Annotated in this window: 20 protein-coding genes, 1 tRNA gene and 1 pseudogene; 15 read left to right on the top strand and 7 right to left on the bottom strand. The window is 62.2% G+C overall.

Features of this window, described 5'->3' with window-relative positions; genetic code table 11:
* Window positions 1-22: 22 nt before the first annotated feature.
* The 5 genes and pseudogenes from JJJ17_RS15585 (at window position 23) to JJJ17_RS15565 (ending at window position 3,034) form a co-directional block, all read left to right on the top strand.
* Window positions 23-601: a Maf family protein gene (locus JJJ17_RS15585; protein WP_200688020.1), complete on the top strand. Its 579-nt coding sequence runs from the start codon at window positions 23-25 to the stop codon at window positions 599-601.
* Complete coding sequence (locus JJJ17_RS15580; protein WP_200688019.1) at window positions 598-1,653, top strand: ribonuclease E/G; 1,056 nt, start codon at window positions 598-600, stop codon at window positions 1,651-1,653. The genes JJJ17_RS15585 and JJJ17_RS15580 overlap by 4 nt, the downstream gene beginning before the upstream one ends.
* Window positions 1,653-1,829: a DNA gyrase inhibitor YacG gene (locus JJJ17_RS15575; protein ID WP_200688018.1), complete on the top strand. Its 177-nt coding sequence runs from the start codon at window positions 1,653-1,655 to the stop codon at window positions 1,827-1,829. Before JJJ17_RS15580 ends, JJJ17_RS15575 begins: the two co-directional genes overlap by 1 nt.
* Before the next feature lie 69 nt (window positions 1,830-1,898).
* Window positions 1,899-1,974: transfer RNA gene (locus JJJ17_RS15570), tRNA-Phe, on the top strand.
* 308 nt (window positions 1,975-2,282) lie between these two features.
* Window positions 2,283-3,034 (top strand): annotated as a pseudogene (locus JJJ17_RS15565) (IS5 family transposase).
* 29 nt (window positions 3,035-3,063) lie between these two features.
* On the opposite strand, the gene JJJ17_RS15560 reads toward JJJ17_RS15565, so the two are convergent.
* On the bottom strand, window positions 3,064-3,564 hold the full coding sequence (locus tag JJJ17_RS15560) for an Lrp/AsnC family transcriptional regulator (RefSeq protein ID WP_200688017.1): 501 nt from the start codon (window positions 3,562-3,564) through the stop codon (window positions 3,064-3,066).
* Between the two features lie 168 nt (window positions 3,565-3,732).
* Between JJJ17_RS15560 and trxB the strand changes: the two genes are divergently transcribed.
* Entirely contained in the window at window positions 3,733-4,731 is a 999-nt protein-coding gene (trxB, locus tag JJJ17_RS15555; protein WP_200688016.1) for a thioredoxin-disulfide reductase, read from the top strand.
* A gap of 65 nt (window positions 4,732-4,796) precedes the next feature.
* On the opposite strand, the gene JJJ17_RS15550 is transcribed toward trxB, so the two are convergent.
* Window positions 4,797-5,696 carry a LysR substrate-binding domain-containing protein gene (locus JJJ17_RS15550; RefSeq protein ID WP_200688015.1) on the bottom strand — a complete coding sequence of 300 codons (900 nt, stop codon included), beginning with the start codon at window positions 5,694-5,696 and terminating at the stop codon, window positions 4,797-4,799.
* 409 nt (window positions 5,697-6,105) lie between these two features.
* Between JJJ17_RS15550 and JJJ17_RS15545 the strand changes: the two genes are divergently transcribed.
* The 3 genes from JJJ17_RS15545 to JJJ17_RS15535 all read left to right on the top strand — a co-directional run bounded on the left by JJJ17_RS15545 (window position 6,106) and on the right by JJJ17_RS15535 (window position 9,729).
* Window positions 6,106-7,815: a bifunctional sulfate adenylyltransferase/adenylylsulfate kinase gene (locus JJJ17_RS15545; protein WP_200688014.1), complete on the top strand. Its 1,710-nt coding sequence runs from the start codon at window positions 6,106-6,108 to the stop codon at window positions 7,813-7,815.
* Window positions 7,816-7,972: 157 nt separating this feature from the next.
* Complete coding sequence (locus JJJ17_RS15540) at window positions 7,973-9,412, top strand: MFS transporter (RefSeq protein ID WP_200688013.1); 1,440 nt, start codon at window positions 7,973-7,975, stop codon at window positions 9,410-9,412.
* Window positions 9,413-9,483: 71 nt separating this feature from the next.
* Entirely contained in the window at window positions 9,484-9,729 is a 246-nt protein-coding gene (locus JJJ17_RS15535) for a hypothetical protein (protein WP_200688012.1), read from the top strand.
* A gap of 87 nt (window positions 9,730-9,816) precedes the next feature.
* On the opposite strand, the gene JJJ17_RS15530 is transcribed toward JJJ17_RS15535, so the two are convergent.
* The 3 genes from JJJ17_RS15530 to JJJ17_RS15520 all read right to left on the bottom strand — a co-directional run bounded on the left by JJJ17_RS15530 (window position 9,817) and on the right by JJJ17_RS15520 (window position 11,303).
* On the bottom strand, window positions 9,817-10,044 hold the full coding sequence (locus JJJ17_RS15530) for a DUF1150 family protein (protein WP_200688010.1): 228 nt from the start codon (window positions 10,042-10,044) through the stop codon (window positions 9,817-9,819).
* Between the two features lie 11 nt (window positions 10,045-10,055).
* On the bottom strand, window positions 10,056-10,466 hold the full coding sequence (locus JJJ17_RS15525; RefSeq protein WP_200688008.1) for an Hsp20 family protein: 411 nt from the start codon (window positions 10,464-10,466) through the stop codon (window positions 10,056-10,058).
* A 222-nt stretch (window positions 10,467-10,688) separates the two neighbouring features.
* A complete protein-coding gene (locus tag JJJ17_RS15520; RefSeq protein ID WP_200688006.1) occupies window positions 10,689-11,303 on the bottom strand; it encodes a hypothetical protein in 615 nt (204 codons plus the stop codon).
* 169 nt (window positions 11,304-11,472) lie between these two features.
* On the opposite strand from JJJ17_RS15520, the gene JJJ17_RS15515 reads away from it, so the two are divergent.
* The 6 genes from JJJ17_RS15515 to JJJ17_RS15490 all read left to right on the top strand — a co-directional run bounded on the left by JJJ17_RS15515 (window position 11,473) and on the right by JJJ17_RS15490 (window position 14,688).
* Window positions 11,473-11,691: a YdcH family protein gene (locus tag JJJ17_RS15515; protein WP_200688004.1), complete on the top strand. Its 219-nt coding sequence runs from the start codon at window positions 11,473-11,475 to the stop codon at window positions 11,689-11,691.
* A gap of 55 nt (window positions 11,692-11,746) precedes the next feature.
* Window positions 11,747-12,232 (top strand): 5-(carboxyamino)imidazole ribonucleotide mutase, encoded by a 486-nt coding sequence (gene purE, locus JJJ17_RS15510; RefSeq protein WP_200688002.1) that lies wholly within the window; start codon window positions 11,747-11,749, stop codon window positions 12,230-12,232.
* Window positions 12,225-13,262 carry a 5-(carboxyamino)imidazole ribonucleotide synthase gene (locus JJJ17_RS15505; RefSeq protein WP_200688000.1) on the top strand — a complete coding sequence of 346 codons (1,038 nt, stop codon included), beginning with the start codon at window positions 12,225-12,227 and terminating at the stop codon, window positions 13,260-13,262. Before purE ends, JJJ17_RS15505 begins: the two co-directional genes overlap by 8 nt.
* 2 nt (window positions 13,263-13,264) lie before the next feature.
* On the top strand, window positions 13,265-13,711 hold the full coding sequence (locus tag JJJ17_RS15500) for an NUDIX domain-containing protein (RefSeq protein WP_200687998.1): 447 nt from the start codon (window positions 13,265-13,267) through the stop codon (window positions 13,709-13,711).
* 82 nt (window positions 13,712-13,793) lie between these two features.
* The gene (locus JJJ17_RS15495; RefSeq protein WP_200687996.1) at window positions 13,794-14,141 is read left to right on the top strand and encodes a hypothetical protein; all 348 of its coding nucleotides are present in this window, start codon (window positions 13,794-13,796) and stop codon (window positions 14,139-14,141) included.
* A 34-nt stretch (window positions 14,142-14,175) separates the two neighbouring features.
* A complete protein-coding gene (locus tag JJJ17_RS15490; protein WP_200687994.1) occupies window positions 14,176-14,688 on the top strand; it encodes a hypothetical protein in 513 nt (170 codons plus the stop codon).
* A gap of 41 nt (window positions 14,689-14,729) precedes the next feature.
* Here JJJ17_RS15490 and JJJ17_RS15485 read toward each other — a convergent pair whose 3' ends face one another.
* On the bottom strand, window positions 14,730-15,050 hold the full coding sequence (locus JJJ17_RS15485; RefSeq protein WP_200687992.1) for a TM2 domain-containing protein: 321 nt from the start codon (window positions 15,048-15,050) through the stop codon (window positions 14,730-14,732).
* Window positions 15,051-15,203: 153 nt separating this feature from the next.
* Entirely contained in the window at window positions 15,204-16,553 is a 1,350-nt protein-coding gene (locus JJJ17_RS15480) for a DVUA0089 family protein (protein ID WP_200687990.1), read from the bottom strand.
* Window positions 16,554-16,769: the final 216 nt, after the last annotated feature.

Here is a 16,769-nt window from a genome sequence, read left to right as displayed (position 1 = left end):
CCTACCATCGACATCCGCGCCTTTGCGGCTGATCCTCGGCTCGGCCAGCCCGCGCCGTCTGGACTTGCTGGCGCAGATCGGCGTGACGCCCGATGCCCTGCGTGCCGCCGATATCGATGAATCCCCGCTGAAGAACGAAGCGCCGCGCGACTATGTCCGCCGCATCGCGCTGGCCAAGGCCGGTGCGCTTGGCGCGGGCGCGGGCGAGGTGCTGCTATGCGCCGACACCACCGTCGCCGTCGGTCGCCGCATCCTTGGCAAGCCTGCGGACCGGGACGAGGCTGCGCGGTTCATGCGGCTGATGTCGGGGCGGCGTCATCGCGTGCTGACGGCGGTTGTGCTGCATCACGACGGCAAAAGCCGTCTGCGGTTGGTCGAAACGCTGGTCCGCATGCGCCCGATCCCCGAGGTCGAGTTGCAACGCTATCTTGATGTCGGCGACTGGCAGGGCAAGGCCGGAGCCTATGCCATTCAGGGCGCGGCAGCGGCGTTCATTCCCTGGATTCAGGGCTCTTTTACCACTGTTGTCGGCCTGCCATTGGCCGAGACGGCATCCATGCTGGCCTCGGTCGGCATTCACGGAAAAAAGGTGATGGCATGAAGGGTCGTCAGGTCGTTCTGGGTCAGGCGTTCGGTTCAGAGGCTGCGGCGCTGATCGAGGATGGTCGGCTGACCGATCTGATCCTCGATCCCGGTCCGCTGACGCCGCTTCGGCCCGGCGCGATCTGTCGCGGCGTGGTCGAGCGGCTGATGAAGGGGCAGGGTGGCGCCTTCATTCGCCTGCCGGAAGGTGAGCGTGGCTATCTACGCGACCGCTCGGGTATGCGCGAGGGGCAACCGATGCTGGTTCAGGTGGCGGGAATTGCCGAGGATGGCAAGGCGATCCCGGTCTCGTCCCGGCTGCTGTTTCGCGGCCGTTATGCGCTGGTGACGCCGGGTGCACCGGGGATCAACGTCTCGCGCCGCATCCGCGACGATGAGACGCGCGAGGCATTGCAGGCTATGGGGCAGGACGCGCTTGAGGATCGATCCCACGGTCTGATCCTGCGCAGCGCCGCCGCCGATGCCGAGCCGGATGAGATCGGCGACGAACTGATTCAGTTGATCGCCCTTGCCGATCAGGTCTTGGCCGAGGATGCGGGCGCGCCGGAGCTGCTGCTCGACGCGGCAGATGCGCATGAACAGGCCTGGATGGACTGGGCAGAGCCGCAACCGGACGCCGTGGAAGACGGCGAAGACAGTTTCGACCGCTGCGGGGTCAGCGACGCGATTGACGAGCTTCTGTCGCCGCGCGTCGATCTGACCGGCGGGGCCAGCGCCTATATCGAACAGACCCGCGCGCTGGTCGCGGTGGATGTGAATACCGGGCAGGACACCAGCCCTGCCGCCGCGCTGAAGGCCAATATCGCGCTGGCCCGCGATTTACCGCGTCAATTGCGGCTGCGCGGGCTTGGCGGCCAGATCGCGGTGGATTTCGCGCCGATGCCGAAACGCGACCGGGCCACGCTGGACCAAATTCTGCGCGCCGCCTTCAAGGGTGAAAGCGCGGAAACCTCGCTGATCGGCTGGACCACGATGGGGCTTTACGAAATCAACCGCAAACGCGATCGCGTGCCCTTGGCGCGGCTGGCCGCTTTGTCGGAGGAAGGCTGATGGCCTGCCCGATCTGCGGCAAGCCCGGCGCCGAGAAATACCGGCCTTTCTGCTCGAAACGCTGCGCGGATATCGATCTTGGTCGTTGGCTGAAGGGGTCTTATGTCATTCCGGGCACGCCTCTGGACGACATCAGTTCGGACGAGGATGAACGGGGTAGAAAAAATGGCGTTTAGGGGCTGGACAGTCGCGTAAGCCGACCGTAAACAGCGCTTCACGCCAGCGACGGAAACGTCGCCAAGGTTGCCCGGATAGCTCAGTTGGTAGAGCAGCGGATTGAAAATCCGCGTGTCGGTGGTTCGAATCCGCCTCCGGGCACCATCTTTTCGAAGGCTTACACATATCCCTCCCTTTTTTGGTATCACACTGGGTATCAATTAACGTTGTGCGCTTATTCGTTCATTTTTGCTTTTCGCCAACCTGACGTGCCCGCATCTCCTGCCGATCTTCACCAGCATATTTCGCGATCATAGCCGTTGTTGCATGTCCGCTGTATGCCGCAAACTCGTCGTCATTGCATCATACCCACGCTATGGTCAGGACCCGTTGATTTCCGGTTCTTTCATGATCCACGGCTCGAAAATCGAAGGACGACCGTGTCTGATCTTTTCTGACTTACGGATGCACAGATGGCGCGTCTCGCTCTCTTATTTTCACAAGTCATACGGCAAGCCTCGCGTTGATGATCGAGGTTTACTGAGTGGATCATCTTCGTCAATCGCAACGGTTGCGCTGGCGGGGCGGCCCGACCTATGGGCCACACAAGACGCTATACAATCGTTGGAAGCGCTGGAGCGGCAAGGGTGTTTTCGCCTGTATGATGGCTGATCTGGCTGCCGAGCACGGCGAGAAGATGACCGTGATGATCGATGTCGAGCCGTGGCAGCGCCATTGGTTCGAGCGTCACGGCGAGGGTACCTCAAGGCCCATCGGACCGCGACCAGTATGGGCCTGAAAAAAGGGGGTGTGGGCGTCTGATCGGCCGGCTCGACGGCGACATGAATGCCTAGCTGCAACGCCATCTGTGACAGCCAGGGCCGACCGCTCGACACCTGTTCGTCACCGTCGGACAGGTCAGCTACTACTTCGGTGCGCGGTCGCTCCTGTCCAGCCTGCCGAGGGTAAACAGGTTGCTCGGGGACCCGGGCTATGACGCTACGGGATCAGGGAAGCGTTACAAGTCAAAGGAATACGTGCCTGCATTCCGGGGCGAAAACAGTGCCAGAAGACCGTGAAATACGACAAGCGCCACGAAAAGCGGCCTAACCGCATCGAGATCATGCTCGGACGCCTCAAAGATTGCAGGCGTGTAGCGACCCGCTACGGCCGACGCTCGATAGCCTTCCTCTCCGCCATCGCACCCGCAGCAACCGCAATCTAGTGGCTATGAACCTGACCCTAAGATGCGGTTTATCCCGCCTCGCGCACCCGTTCTTCCACGATCTCGAAGGGCACGCCGGGTTCGTCCTTCGCGCCGCGGATCACCAGCGAGGTCTTGACGCTGGCGACGTTCGGGGCGGCGGTTAGTGAGTTGGTCAGGAAGCGCTGAAAGGTCGGCAGGTCGGGCGAGGTGCATTTCAGGATGAAGTCGATCTCGCCGTTCAGCATGTGACATTCGCGGACCAGTGGCCATTCCTTGACCAGCGCCTCGAAGGCGGAAAGATCACGCTCGGACTGCGATTGCAGGCGGACCATGGCAAAGACCTGCACCTCGAAGCCCAGTTCGCGGGCGTCGATATCGGCGTGATAGCCACGGATGAAGCCAAGCTCCTCAAGCGCGCGGACACGGCGCAGGCAGGGCGGGGCCGAGATGCCGACGCGGCGGGCCAGTTCGACATTGGTCATCCTGCCATCGGCCTGCAACTCTGCAAGAATCTTGCGGTCGATGTCGTCGAGTTTCGCGCCGGCCATGCTGCTCTTTCTTATAAGGGGTCTTGGCGTTGCCGGAAGCTACAATACAGGCCGTAGTTGCGCAACATTCTTTCTGGAACCGGCGAAAGTGACGTAGCGGGTATGTGCCGCGTTGCGAAGCGCGGTCCGGACGATTACCTAATGCCCAAACAGAGATTGGGACGCAAGATGACCGACAGCACGCATGTCAAACTTCTGATCGTGGGATCCGGTCCCGCTGGCTATACCGCCGCCGTTTACGGCGCACGGGCGATGCTGAACCCGATGCTGATTCAGGGCCTCCAGCCGGGCGGGCAACTGACCATCACCACCGAGGTCGAGAACTGGCCGGGCGAGACCGAGATCCAAGGCCCCGAACTGATGGTGAAGATGGAAGAACATGCCCGCGCCATGGGCACCGACATCGTCATCGATACGGTGACGAAGCTGGACCTTGGCGTGCGGCCTTTCGTCGCGACCTGTGACAGCGGTCGGATCGTCACGGCGGATGCGATCATTCTGGCGACCGGGGCGCAGGCGCGCTGGCTGGGCCTGCCGAGCGAAGAGAAGTTCAAGGGCTTCGGCGTCAGCGCCTGTGCGACCTGCGACGGCTTCTTCTATCGTGGGCGCGAGGTTCTGGTGATCGGCGGCGGCAATACCGCGGTCGAGGAGGCTTTGTTCCTGACCAAATTCGCCAGCAAGGTGACGCTGGTTCATCGCCGCGACAGCCTGCGGGCCGAGAAGATCCTGCAGCATCGTCTGTTCAAGAACCCGAAGGTCGAGGTGATCTGGGATCACGAACTGGCCGAGGTAACGGGTGTTGATTCGCCGATGGGCGTGAATGGCGCGGTGCTGAAATCGACCAAGGACGGCTCGACCCGTGAGGTTCCGGCGGATGGTGTTTTCGTGGCCATCGGTCACGCACCTGCCAGCGAATTGGTGAAGGATCAGCTGGAATTGCACAATGGCGGCTATGTGAAAGTTGAGGCGGGGTCCACGCGGACCTCGATCCCCGGCGTGTTCGCGGCGGGCGATCTGACCGATCACGTCTATCGGCAGGCCGTGACCAGCGCGGGCATGGGTTGCATGGCGGCGCTGGATGCAGAGCATTATCTGGCCTCGATCGATGAGGCCGGTGAGCCTGATCCGGCGCATGGCGAACTGCCGGAAGAAGTCTCGGTCGAGTAACGGCTGCTGAAGAATAAACAGGATTGCGCCCGGCCACGCGGTCGGGCGTTTTGCGTTCAGCGTGATTATTCGGGCCAGTGTCCCGAGGTTTCGGCCAGTTCGCCCCGCAGCCAGTCGCGGAACCGGACGATGGCCGGTTTGCGGCGGCCGGTTTTGGCGGTGACGAACCAATAGCTGTCTCCGGTTGCGATCCGGCCGGGCAGGGGTGCAACCAATTGCCCGAAAGACAGCGCGTCCGATGCCAGCGTTTCCCACGCCATGAACACCCCCTGACCCGAGATTGCCGCATCAAGGCATAGCCCACCATCGGCAAGCACCGGACCGCCGGGGATGGCGTCGGGGGCAAGCCCATGCGGGCTTAGCCATTCGCGCCAACCGGCCAGACGGTCGTTCTCGCGGATCACCGGCTGTCGCAGCAGATCCGCCGGGGTGTCGATCTTCGCGGCCAGCGTCGGCGCGCAGACCGGCAAGACGCGTTGATCCAGAAGACGCTCCAGCCGCACATCGGGCCAGTCGCCTTTTCCGACCCGGATGCACAGATCGATGCCGCCGGGGCCGGGGGTGACCATGCGGCTGACCGGCTCGATCCTGACGCGGATGTCCGGGTAGAGCGCATTGAAGCGCGGCAGCCGCCAGATCAGCCAGCGGCTTGCAAAAAGCGGCGCCACCGAGACATTCAGCAGATCGTCGCCCGCCGGGTCGGCCAAGGCCACCGCCGCCGCCAGTTCCGCCATGCCGCGCGACAAAGCCGCCGTCACATCGCGGCCCAGATCGGTCAGCAACAGGCCGGTGCCGCTGCGATGGAAAACCGGCTGGCCAAGCTGCGCCTCGGTCCGGCTGATGCGCTGGCTGACCGCGCCGGGGGTCACGCCAAGCTCTTCCGCGGCAGCGGAAAGACTGCCCAGACGGGCGGTGGTTTCAATGGCGCGAAGACCGGACAGCGAGATTCGGTTAAGCTGATGCATTCAGATAATCTAAACTGAAATCCAGAAGTTCTCAATAATGGCTTGCGGTTTGATGGGTTATATTCAGATCATGATAAAACAAACCCGCCATATCTTTGATCGTCTTCGCGATCTTCTGGCCCCGCCCTTGCCGGTTCAGGACGCTCTGGACCATCCTTCCCTTCGCAACAGGACACCCCGCGAACTGGACGATCTGCCAATGCCAAGGCCTGACGCTCTGCACAACTGCGCGGGCTGACCCCGCCCCCTAAAATCGAGCCTTTTCAAGCCAAAACCGGCTAAATCCGGCGGTTTTGCCGGGGGGTGCGGTTGATTGTCGCGGGTTGGCGGTCTATGCGCGGCGGATGTCTGGTGCGGCCCTCTGGCCGGACCGATGCCGCGATAACCACGAAAGACCGAGCATCCGCCCATGAGCCCTGACAACCACAGCCGTATCCCGGAACTCTATGTCTCGCGCGAGGCCGCCGAAGCCCTGAAACACGATGCCGGCAACATGCCCGGTTGGGATCTGACCGCGCGACAGATCTGCGATCTGGAACTGCTGATGAATGGCGGCTTCACCCCGCTGAAGGGCTTTCTGACCGAGGCGGATTACAACGGCGTCGTGGAAAACATGCGGCTGACCTCGGGCGCGCTGTGGCCGATGCCGATCACGCTGGATGTCAGTCAGGCTTTCGCCGACGGGATCGAGCCGGGTACCGATATCGCGCTGCGAGATCATGAGGGCGTCATCCTTGCCGTCATGTCGGTCACCGACAAATGGACGCCCGACAAGGCGCGCGAGGCCGAGAAGGTTTTCGGTGCCGATGATCTGGCGCATCCTTCGGTCAACTATCTGCACCACAGCGCCGGGCCGGTCTATCTGGGTGGTCCCGTGAAGGGGCTGCAACCGCCGACGCATTACGATTTCCGTGGTCGCCGCGATACGCCGAACGAATTGCGGGCGCTGTTCAAAAAGCTGAACTGGCAGCGCGTGGTGGTGTTCCAGACCCGCAATCCGCTGCACCGGGCGCATCAGGAACTGACCTTCCGCGCCGCCCGCGAGGCGCAGGCGAACCTGCTGATCCATCCGGTCGTCGGCATGACCAAGCCGGGCGATGTCGATCACTTCACCCGCGTCCGCTGTTACGAGGCGGTTCTGGACAAATATCCGGCCGCCACCACCGCGCTGTCGCTTTTGAACCTTGCCATGCGTATGGCGGGCCCGCGTGAGGCGGTCTGGCACGGGCTGATCCGCAAGAACCACGGGGCGACCCATTTCATCGTCGGGCGCGATCACGCCGGGCCGGGCAAGAACAGCCAGGATCGGGATTTCTACGGCCCCTATGAGGCACAGGATCTCTATCGCCAGCATCAGGCCGAAATCGGCGTCGAGATGGTCGATTTCAAGCATATGGTCTATGTGCAGGAGCGCGCCCAGTATGAACCCGCGGACGAGATCGAAGACGGCGTGACCGTCCTCAATATCTCGGGGACCGAACTGCGCCGCCGTCTGCGCGAGGGGCTGGATATCCCGGAATGGTTCAGCTTCCCGGAAGTGGTGAAACAGCTTCGCCGCACCTCGCCGCCGCGTGCGCAGCAGGGGTTTACGGTGTTTTTCACCGGCCTCTCGGGCAGCGGCAAATCGACGGTCGCCAATGCGCTGATGGTCAAGCTGATGGAGATGGGCGGGCGTCCGGTCACGCTGCTGGACGGTGATGTGGTGCGCAAGCATCTGTCCAGCGAGCTTGGCTTTTCCAAAGAGCATCGCGACATCAATATCAAGCGCATCGGCTATGTCGCGTCCGAGATCACCAAGAATGGCGGCATCGCCATTTGCGCCCCGATCGCGCCCTATACCGCGACCCGCCGCGCCGTGCGTGAAATGGTCGAAGCGGGTGGCGCCTTTGTCGAGGTACATGTGGCGACCTCGTTGGAGGAGTGCGAACGCCGCGACCGCAAGGGTCTGTATAAGCTGGCGCGTGAAGGGAAGATCAAGGAATTCACCGGCATCTCGGACCCCTATGAGGAACCGCTGCGTCCCGAACTCAGGATCGATACCAGCGATATTGACGTGGACAGCGCCGCGCATGAGGTGCTGCTGACATTGGAAAGCATGGGCCTGATCGGGTTGAACTGATCGCGGCAGGATCACGGCATCGCGGCCTCACCCCCGGATCTTTGCGGGGTGGGGCCGTTTTCGTTTCCGGCGGCGGGTGATATGGCGCGGATTGGAAATTGCGGATGCGGTGTGGCCTGCTGACGGGCCTGACCCGCGCGAGCAGAAGGATCCCGCCATGACAGATGCGAAAAGCACGCCGAATCCATGGGCCGCCACGGCGGTCCTGCTGCTTGGCAATTTCATGAACCTGATCGATATCAGCATCGTCAATGTGGGCCTGCCCTCGATCCAGCGGAACCTGAACGCCAGCGCGACCGAGATCGAATGGGTCTCGGCGGCCTATGTGCTGGCCTTTGCGGTGGCGCTGCTGCCCTCGGGGCGTTTCGGCGACAAGCTGGGGCGCAAGAAGATGTTTCTGTGGGGCGTGGCGCTGTTCACGCTGGCCTCGGCGCTTTGCGGCTTTGCGTGGGATATGGATTCGCTGATCGCGGCGCGAGCCTTGCAGGGGATCGGCGGCGCGATGATGGTGCCGCAGGTCATGGCGATCATCCATGTGATGTTCCCGCCCGATCAGAAGGCGCGGGCCTTTGCGATGGCGGGCTTTGTCATCAGCCTTGGCGCCGTCACCGGGCCGCTGCTGGGCGGCGTTTTGATCACATGGGACATCGGCGGGCTGGATTGGCGGCCGATCTTTCTGGTCAACCTGCCGGTCGGCATTTTCGTGATCCTTGTCGGGTCGCGGCTGATCCCCGCGCTTGGCTCGGATCGCGGGATGCGGATCGACTGGTTCAGCGTGGCGCTGTTCGGGCTGGTGATCCTGATGATCGTGCTGCCGCTGATTGAGGGCGCGCTGCTGGGTTGGCCGCTGTGGTGCATTCTGATGATGCTGGCCGCGGTGCCGATGGCGGCGCTGTTTCTGTGGCGGCAGTTCCGGCTGCAGGCCACCGGGCGGGCACAGCTTTTGCCGGTGCAGCTTCTGAAAAGCGGTGCCTATGTTTCCGGCGTGGCGATGGTCATGCTGCATTTCTCGACCATTCCGTCGATGTTCCTGATCCTTGCCATCTATCTGCAAACCGGCTTCGGGCTTGATCCGCTGCAATCGGGCATCGCGACCGCGCCGTTTCCGATAGGTGTGATGATCGGCAGCTTCATCGCCGGGCGTTTTGGCGCGAACGGTCTGGCGTTGCGGATGGCGATCGGGGTTCTGGTGCTGTTGGCCGGGATGGCGCTGCTGCGCTATCAGGGCGGTCACCCGCCACAGCCGTTCGACATGCTGGCGGTGATGCCGCCTTTGTTCCTCTGTGGTCTGGGCGGCGGGTTGCTGATCTCGCCAATGTTCCAGCTTGTGCTGCTTTCGGTGCCGGGGCGTGATGCGGGGGCGGGGACCGGCGCGATGCAGGCGTTTCAGCAGGTGGGGGTTGCGGTGGGTATCGCCATCGTCTCGGGGCTGTTCTTCGTCAGGCTGCACGAACAGCCCGGCGACGGTTATGCCCCGGCCTTCGGCCATGCGCTGACCTATCAGCTTTTCGCCTATACGGCGGTGCTGGCGATCCTTGCGGTCCGAAGCTGGTTTCTTGCCCGGCAGCCAGAGCCGAAACCGATCAGCGCCGATTGATCGCACTGCAGGGATTTGCGCATTTGGGCGACAGCGGCCAAACTGGTGCGGTAAGGATAGGATATGGCTGAATGACGATCATTATCATGGCATTGATTTTTGGCGTGCTTGGCGGCGTAGCGGTGGCGCTGGCCTTTCAGTCGCCCGCAAACTGCCGTCTTCATGCAGAGCGCATGCAACGCTACGAAGATGGCAAAGGCCCAAATCCGGATGATGATCTATTCGGCCCGCATCGCGGCTTTCGTCGCAACGCGCTGACCTTCGGGCTGTTCTTTGCGGTGATCGGGGGGATGCTCGGCGCCTTCGTGATCGAATAGCGCTTGCCGCAAAGGCGGGCGTGGCGATGGTGCTGCCACGTCCGCGCAGTCAGTCATTCGTTCAAATGTTGGTAAATGGGAAACAGATCAATGCACGCTGACCGGCGTCAGTTCGTTCTGACGCGCCAGCATGAAGGCAAGTGACCGTTCTTTAACCAAAGCCAGCCTTTCGCCATCGGCGTCATGGACGGCATACATGATCTCGACACCGGGAACCTGTTCGCGGATCTCATGCGGCAGGGTGCGGGTCGCGACCGACCGGATATATACGGTGTTGGTGGCGGTATCTTCGCCAAAATCGAATTTCGTATCCATGTTGATCCCCTTCACTTTCGGCTGATCGGAATGGTTTGGACAACCTGTTGCGGCGCGAGCCGTTTCAGATCGATGTGAAGCAGCCCGTTCTCCATATCGGCCGAGACGACCTCGACCCCGTCGGCAAGAACGAAACTGCGCTGGAACGCGCGCCCGGCGATACCACGATGCAGGAACACGCGGTCTTCTTCCGGTTCGGCAAGGCGACCACGAACGACAAGTTGTCGATCCTCGATCGTTACCCCAAGATCAGCTTCCGAAAAGCCGGCCACCGCAAGCGTGATGCGAAACCCGTCGGGTGCGATATGTTCGATATTATAGGGCGGGTAACCCTCGGCACCCTTGGCCGCGCGCTCTGCCAGACGTTCAAGTTGGTCGAAGCCCAGCAGATATGGATTGGCCCCAAGCGAAATCTTGGTCATCATCAGCCCTTTTCAGTTGAAGCGACTGCTATCGTTAGCAAATCCCGTGGCGGCAATCTGCTTGCTCTCAATATGTGCCTCGGCCCGGTTGGAAACAAGTCTGCTCTACTATGAGTTGACCGAAAACACATGTTTCAGGGGTTAGATTGGTGTTTTTACTGGCATTTTCAAGTCAGTGACCCGGCGTCAGCGGCCAGGTTGCCTTCGGGGCCGTCCCCCGGATTATCCTGTGATTCCACAGCGTTGCATGGCTGTGCGTATCGCCGCGCCAGATCCCGAAAGCGGAAAGCTGACGCGCAGCCCGTTCGCGCCTGTCACCTCGACCGAATTGCCACCCATCAGCCCTGCCAGCAGCGTCGATCCTGCATCCGCCGCCGTATAGAGGACGCCGTTCCGCGCGATAAACGGCAGCGCAAGACCGCGTCCGTCGATGCTGAGCGAGACCCCGTTGGCCGACCCGCCAAGCCCGGCCACCGCAAGCAATGCCGGACCACCTCGCTGGCAAATATAGCTGAGCGAATGGCTTCCCAGATCGACCGCTGCGGATTGCCCGCCACCGTCTGCGGTCGCGTGGTTCTGCCAGGTTGCGCGCGGTGCCGCGGGAGCCTGCCTCGGGGCTTCCATTGCCTCGTCGGCTGCGGGGGCTTCGCACATCTCGGCGACGCAGGCGTGATAGGCAGGATTCGAGGCCGGGCCGAAATGATAGAGGCACTGGTTGACGCAAATCTGCGCGCGTTCGGCAGCCGATTCCTGTGCCATAACGACACCTGCGCCGATGAATGCCGTGCCGAATGCCGCGCAGGCGAGCGGCAGGCCGCGAATTGCCTTGAAGATCATCACCTTGCTCCTGAACCATTTACCAGATCTCACTGTCGTGACGAAACCGACGCCATGCAATCTGTCGTTTGGCACAGGCTCCCAAAACCGGAACGATTCTGTTAACATGCCGTAAACAAGACGCTATAAACGGACAAAACGACGATAAAGCGTCCAGCAAGGCTGCCAGATGAACATGCACCACGAAATGTCTCACGACGAAATCATTCGCAGCAAGCTGACCGCGCTTCGCTGTGAACATCGCGATCTCGACGAGGCCATTTCCGCACTTGCCTCGCAGCAACTGACCTCGTCTGTGGCGCTGCAGCGGCTGAAAAAGCAGAAGCTGGTACTGAAGGACCAGATCGCCCGGCTTGAGGATGAGATCACCCCCGACATCATCGCCTGATTGCGATGGCAGCTCGTGCACGCTATTGCGTGCACAGCAACATCAGGGGGCAGCGATGGACAATCCGGTGGGCATCATCATGGGCAGCCAGTCCGACTGGCCGACCATGCGCGAGGCGGCGGCCATTCTGGACGAACTCGGCATCGGCTACGAGGCGAAGATCGTCAGCGCCCATCGCACCCCGGACCGGCTGTGGGACTATGGCATCAGCGCCGTCGAGCGTGGGCTGAAAGTGATCATCGCCGGGGCAGGGGGCGCGGCCCATCTGCCGGGGATGATGGCATCCAAGACCCGAGTGCCGGTGATCGGCGTGCCGGTGCAGACCAAGGCGCTGTCGGGCGTGGATTCGCTGTATTCGATCCTGCAAATGCCCAAGGGCTATCCGGTCGCCACCATGGCCATCGGCGCGGCCGGTGCGGCCAATGCCGGGCTGATGGCGGCGGGCATCCTTGCGATCAGTGATCCGGCGCTTGCGGCGCGGTTGGATGCATGGCGGCAGGCATTGTCGGCCTCGATCCCCGAGGAGCCGAAGGATGAATGAGATCCGCACCATCGGCATTCTGGGCGGCGGTCAACTGGGCCGGATGCTGTCGGTCGCGGCCAGCCGTCTGGGCCTGCGCTGCCATATCTACGAACCCGACGCCTCGCCCGCTGCCGATGTGGCCTATGCGCTGACCAACGCCTCTTACGAGGATCAGACGGCGTTGCGCGCCTTCGCCGAATCTGTCGATGTCATCACCTATGAATTCGAGAATGTGCCGACCTCGGCCCTTGATCTGCTGGAATCGATCCGGCCGATCCGTCCGAACCGGCGGGCGCTGGCCGTGTCGCAGGACCGGCTAACCGAAAAGACCTTCCTGAACGAGATCGGCCTGCGCACCGCCCCCTTTGCCGATGTCCCGACCGAGAGCGATCTGGCGGCAGCGGTGGCAGCGATCGGCCCGCCCTCGATCCTCAAGACGCGGCGGATGGGCTATGACGGCAAGGGGCAGGTGCGGATTACCGATGCCGCGCTGCTGGAATGGACCGGCGCGGCTTCGGTTCTTGAAGGCTTTGTCGATTTCAGCGCCGAAATCAGCGTGATCATTGCGCGCGGCGCCGATGGTCAGGTCGCGGCCTTTGATCCCGGCCTGAACCTGCATGAGGGCGGTATCCTGCGTACGACGACGGTGCCTTGCGGCCAGCCCGCGCGCGTCACCACCGATGCGGTCCTGATGGCCGCGAAGATCGCCAATGCGCTGGACTATGTCGGCGTCATGGGGGTCGAGCTGTTCGTGACCCCGCAAGGGCTGGTGGTGAACGAGATCGCGCCTCGGGTCCATAATTCCGGCCACTGGACGCAGGCGGGATGCGCCGTCGATCAGTTCGAACAACATATCCGTGCCGTGGCGGGTCTGCCGCTGGGCGATGGCAAGCGTTATGCCGAGGTGGTGATGGAAAATCTGATCGGCGACGATATGGACCGGGTGCCGGACCTGTTGGCCACGCCGAATGTGCAGGTGCATCTTTACGGCAAGGGCGATGCGCGTCCCGGTCGCAAGATGGGCCATGTGAATCGGATTACCGGCTGATCATGAAACTTGCACGACCCCGGCTGGCGGTTCGGGCGGCGATCCTGAACGATGACCGGCTGCTGGTGGTCAATGCCTATCCGGGGCAGGTCTCGGACCTCTGGTGCCTGCCGGGTGGCGGGGTCGAGCCGGGGCAGTCGCTGCCCGAAAACCTTGTCCGCGAGGTGGCCGAGGAAACCGGGCTGAGGATCAAGGTCGGCGCAATGATCCTTGTGAACGAATTTCACGATCCGGTCACCGGCTTTCATCAGGTCGATCTGATCTTCCGCGCGACGGTGCAGAATGACACGGGCATCCTGATGGACGATCCCGAGGGCGTGGTGAACCGTTTCCGCTGGGCGACGAGGGCCGAGCTTGCAAAGCTGCACCACCGCCCCCGGATGCTGGCCCGCGCCGTCTGGAGCGATCATGCCGCCTGGTATGACCCTTTGGAAACTATCGTCACCTGATCGGTGCCGGTGCGATCATTCATCTGTCCGCACCGCCCGAAAGATGCTTCAATAGATCAGCTTTTCGAACGGAGTCATTGCGTTGAAACACATTCTCTTTCTTGGACTTGCGCTGTCTTTGACCTCGATTTTCCCGACGGATGCCAAGGCGCAGGATCGTAGCCGTCTGGTTCAGTGCAAGCTGGTCGTGGACGGGCAGGAATTCATCGGCTCGCAATGCCGCTTCACGCCGCAGGGGCGGGATGGATCGTTCATGATCATGTCGGGGAATGGTCAGTATTTCGCGATGGTCAGCATCGATCAGCCGGGGCGGGCGACCGGCTTCTGGAATGAGGAACCATATGCGAACCATGCCCATACGGGTCTGGGCACGCTGACGCAGCAGGATGCCTGCTGGGTCAATGAGCGGGCATCGGTTTGCGCGTGGTGATCGCCAGACCGCGACAGATCCCGCCGGGGCCCAAATGAAAGGTATCCTCAACCCCACCACGCCTGAAGCGATGGAGCAGGTTCTGGACCGTCCGCAGTATCTGCGACAGCTTGGCGTGATTTTTCTGCTTAGCCTGCCGTTGCCGCTGACGATCGAGGTCGCGTCCCGCGTGATCCACCAAAGCAGCGTTCCGGTCGAGATCAGCGTCTATGCCGTTTGCGGGTTCGTGCTGCTGCTGCCGCTGGTGCTTTACGCCTCGATGCGGCTGAACGTCGTCATCATTGCGCGGGAAAGGGCAATGTTCGGTCCGGGCGAACCACGGTTGCATGCGCCCTTTCACGGCCCGCTGATGATCAGGCGATCACCGTTTACGGGTTCGACCAGATCGCGTTTCGCCATGGGACTGCCATGGACGAGCGGTTTAATGGTGTTCTTCTCGCAGGCCTTTAGGGCCACGGACGGAGGATTTTCGATTGTTGTCCTTGCGGTGGTGCTGATGGTCATCGCGCAAGTCGCTTTGCTGATCCGCCTGCTGGGAGACCCGTAGGTCCCGGGCGCGAAATGTCTTCGCGCCCGTTAGGCTGCGGCTTACCGCGCCGTTTCGGCCATCATCCGTTGCCGGTTGACCGCATTGTCATCCTGAATCATGCCGGGGATCAGGAAGATATCGATCACCACCCAGACCGAAACCAGCGCCAGCGGGATCCAGCCCACCAGAATCCACGCGGTCAGGAGGCCCAAACCCCAGAGGATCAGCATGAAGATGCCGCTGGCCCAACGGCCCAGATACATCCGGTGAACGCCGAAACCCCATAGCAGGAACAACAGCAGATAGGCGACCAAGGGCGATTTCGCCTCGTTCGTCACACGCTGTTCGATCAGCAATTGCCGGTTCACGTCGTTTCTCATCCATCGCTCCTGTCACGCGGCGCCGCTTTCGGCCCGCATATCAGAGATAGGAACGAAGGCCCGGCAGGCAAGAGCCTGTTCGCAATGCCAGCCCGCCATGGGCAGCACCCCGCCCGGCAAGAATCAAAGTTTCCTGCCGGGCGGGGGACGGTGTTACTGCACCTTGTTGTAAAGATCGAACATCACGCCCAGAGGCCGCACCGCGCTGCCGGTGCCGCCCTGCGAGTTCACATCCGACACGGCAACCAGATAGGTGCCGGGGGCCAGTTCCAGCGGGCCAAGTTTGCTGTCGGTGCCGTCGTTCCAGTCGTCATTCTGGCCGATCACCGACCCCGCCTGCGAGAACATCGCCAGTTTCGGGTCCGCGCCGGAAAGCGAGCCATAGGCATAGACGACCACGACCGAAGGCTCGGTTACCTGAAAGCGCAGCCACTGGGCCTTGCCGCTGTTCAGAAGAACGGTGTGACGGGTTCCCGCCAGATCGAATTCCTGAACCGGGTGGTTGCTGTCTGCGGGCGGCACCATCTCGCCGCGGTCATAGGCCTGACGCAGGAAGCTGTCGCGGTCCAGCGCCTCGGCGGAAAGCTGGATCTGGCCTTGGCCATAGCTCAGCGGCATCACCCCGATGCAGTAATCGCCCGCCGCCAGTTCCTCGACGAAATCGAGACGCGAGTTCAGGCCATCGGCATCGTCATTCTCGGCGATGGAAACGCCATTGGCGTCGTAAAGCGCCAGATAGGGGTCCAGATCGCCGTTCGAGCTGGCGCGCAGCGTCAATGCGGTCGGCTCGCCCAAGGTAAAGCGGTAATAGCCGGTCGCCATACCATCGGCGCTGGCGGTCGCCGCGCCATTCGGCAGGCTCTGATCCAGCGCCCCCTCGACCAGCGGTGCGGCGTCGGTTTCAGCGGTGCAGGCGATCATGTTGCCGCTGCTGGTGCTGCTGTCGTCATAATAGCTGTCGCTCAGCAGGGCCGGTTGATCCTGACGGCCGACCTGCACGGTGGCGGTCATATTCTCGCCGCGGATGCTTTCGACCTGCGCGCAATAGACACCCGGTCCGACATTCGATTCGAGCCGTGAATTGAGGCTTTCGGGCGCGTCGTCATTCTCGCCGATATATTCGCCTTCTGCGGTGGTCAGCGTGACCATCGGATCGTTGCCATCGGCCTGAACCTCGATCCTGACCTGCTGGCTTGCGCCCGCATTCGAGAAGGCGAAGGCGGTAACCTGACCGCCTGCGATCTGCACGTTCTGTTGCAGAGGCGCGTTGGCGGACCCGATCTCGGACGTGCTTTCGTCACCGCCCAGCCAGACAACCTGACCGACATTGCCGCAAGACGGCGTGACGCCACTTTGGGCTTCGGTCGCCTCGCCGCCAAGGGGATCAAGGGTCTGCACGCCGGGTTCTTCTGCGGGTGCCGCAGCGTCTTGCGCGAATGCCGGTCCGGTCAGCACCATGCCGCAGATCGCGACGCTGCCAAGCAACGAATTTCTGTAGTTCATCAATCGCATCCTCAAATACGCACCGGGTGGTCGGTGGTGGTGATCACGCCTGACTTTGGCATCCCGAAACGACCTCGGCAATCGTCTAAATCGGCAGAGAGGACACGCTGTTGCGATCAAAAATCTCCGTTGGCGCTTGACCTGCGGGCGAAGGGCAGGTTCAAGGCTCAGAACGATCCGGCCCGGTTCAGGGTCGGCCCTGAACTGGAAAGCCGC

It is taken from the genome of Paracoccus caeni, from assembly GCF_016629665.1.
GTDB classification, from domain to species: domain Bacteria; phylum Pseudomonadota; class Alphaproteobacteria; order Rhodobacterales; family Rhodobacteraceae; genus Paracoccus; species Paracoccus caeni.
This window is presented reverse-complemented; position numbering and strand designations above follow the sequence as displayed.

What these genes read in the sequence shown, in the direction of transcription:
- JJJ17_RS15580 (WP_200688019.1), top strand. Translation starts at nt 598, where the DNA reads ATGAAGGGTCGTCAGGTCGTTCTGGGTCAGGCGTTCGGTTCAGAGGCT.
- JJJ17_RS15575 (WP_200688018.1), top strand. Translation starts at nt 1,653, where the DNA reads ATGGCCTGCCCGATCTGCGGCAAGCCCGGCGCCGAGAAATACCGGCCT.
- JJJ17_RS15560 (WP_200688017.1), bottom strand. Translation starts at nt 3,564, where the DNA reads ATGGCCGGCGCGAAACTCGACGACATCGACCGCAAGATTCTTGCAGAG.
- trxB (WP_200688016.1), top strand. Translation starts at nt 3,733, where the DNA reads ATGACCGACAGCACGCATGTCAAACTTCTGATCGTGGGATCCGGTCCC.
- JJJ17_RS15550 (WP_200688015.1), bottom strand. Translation starts at nt 5,696, where the DNA reads ATGCATCAGCTTAACCGAATCTCGCTGTCCGGTCTTCGCGCCATTGAA.
- JJJ17_RS15545 (WP_200688014.1), top strand. Translation starts at nt 6,106, where the DNA reads ATGAGCCCTGACAACCACAGCCGTATCCCGGAACTCTATGTCTCGCGC.
- JJJ17_RS15540 (WP_200688013.1), top strand. Translation starts at nt 7,973, where the DNA reads ATGACAGATGCGAAAAGCACGCCGAATCCATGGGCCGCCACGGCGGTC.
- JJJ17_RS15535 (WP_200688012.1), top strand. Translation starts at nt 9,484, where the DNA reads ATGACGATCATTATCATGGCATTGATTTTTGGCGTGCTTGGCGGCGTA.
- JJJ17_RS15530 (WP_200688010.1), bottom strand. Translation starts at nt 10,044, where the DNA reads ATGGATACGAAATTCGATTTTGGCGAAGATACCGCCACCAACACCGTA.
- JJJ17_RS15525 (WP_200688008.1), bottom strand. Translation starts at nt 10,466, where the DNA reads ATGACCAAGATTTCGCTTGGGGCCAATCCATATCTGCTGGGCTTCGAC.
- JJJ17_RS15520 (WP_200688006.1), bottom strand. Translation starts at nt 11,303, where the DNA reads ATGATCTTCAAGGCAATTCGCGGCCTGCCGCTCGCCTGCGCGGCATTC.
- JJJ17_RS15515 (WP_200688004.1), top strand. Translation starts at nt 11,473, where the DNA reads ATGAACATGCACCACGAAATGTCTCACGACGAAATCATTCGCAGCAAG.
- purE (WP_200688002.1), top strand. Translation starts at nt 11,747, where the DNA reads ATGGACAATCCGGTGGGCATCATCATGGGCAGCCAGTCCGACTGGCCG.
- JJJ17_RS15505 (WP_200688000.1), top strand. Translation starts at nt 12,225, where the DNA reads ATGAATGAGATCCGCACCATCGGCATTCTGGGCGGCGGTCAACTGGGC.
- JJJ17_RS15500 (WP_200687998.1), top strand. Translation starts at nt 13,265, where the DNA reads ATGAAACTTGCACGACCCCGGCTGGCGGTTCGGGCGGCGATCCTGAAC.
- JJJ17_RS15490 (WP_200687994.1), top strand. Translation starts at nt 14,176, where the DNA reads ATGAAAGGTATCCTCAACCCCACCACGCCTGAAGCGATGGAGCAGGTT.
- JJJ17_RS15485 (WP_200687992.1), bottom strand. Translation starts at nt 15,050, where the DNA reads ATGAGAAACGACGTGAACCGGCAATTGCTGATCGAACAGCGTGTGACG.
- JJJ17_RS15480 (WP_200687990.1), bottom strand. Translation starts at nt 16,553, where the DNA reads ATGAACTACAGAAATTCGTTGCTTGGCAGCGTCGCGATCTGCGGCATG.